Here is a 696-nt window from a genome sequence, read left to right as displayed (position 1 = left end):
CCGGGGTGTGTGTGAGGCCGATCCGCGGACCATGGCGCAGCGTCGCGCTGATGCGTTGGGGGCGTTGGCGGTCGGGGCCGAGCGGTTGACCTGCCAGTGTGGCAGCCCGCAGTGCCCCGCTGCCGGGGTCGATCCACGCTCGAGCAGTGTGGTGGTCCACCTGCTCACCGATCAGCTGCCCCAACACGTGCCCGCACCGCAGGACAACGACCGCCAGGCGAGCGACGTCGGCGATACTCCAGGCGAGGCCGATGCCGAGGCCGCCGTGCCCGCTGAGCCCGTCCACGACACCGTCCGGCCTGCCCAGCCGGTCGAGAAGGTGGTGGCGCAGACGCCGCGGGATGCTCGATTGCATGGCGACTCGACGAACTTCGTTGCCGATGACACCCCGGCGGTTGCCGGTAGCCCCGCGGTCATCCTCGGTGGTGGGATTGTGCCGGCGCCGTTGTTGGCGGAGTTGATCGCCACCGGCGCCAAGGTCGCACCTCTGGCCGATGCTGCGGTGTTGGATGCGGAGGATCATTACCGGCCTTCGGCGAAGCTGGCGGCGTTTGTGCGGTTGCGTGACATGCGGTGTATGTTTCCCGGCTGCGGTGTGTCCGCGCAGAATTGCGATCTGGACCACTGTGTGGCCTGGCCGCAGGGGCCCACCCATCCGGGCAACCTCGGTCCGAAATGCCGGACCCACCACCTGCT

General features: G+C 69.1%; 1 protein-coding gene. It reads left to right on the top strand.

What is annotated here, in order from left to right; all coding sequences use genetic code 11:
* Positions 1-696: HNH endonuclease signature motif containing protein (locus tag A5733_RS27035; RefSeq protein WP_142253884.1), on the top strand; the 696-nt coding region annotated here is incomplete at both ends.

The organism is Mycobacterium sp. NS-7484 (assembly GCF_001953975.1).
Taxonomy (GTDB): Bacteria; Actinomycetota; Actinomycetes; order Mycobacteriales; family Mycobacteriaceae; genus Mycobacterium.
This window is presented reverse-complemented; position numbering and strand designations above follow the sequence as displayed.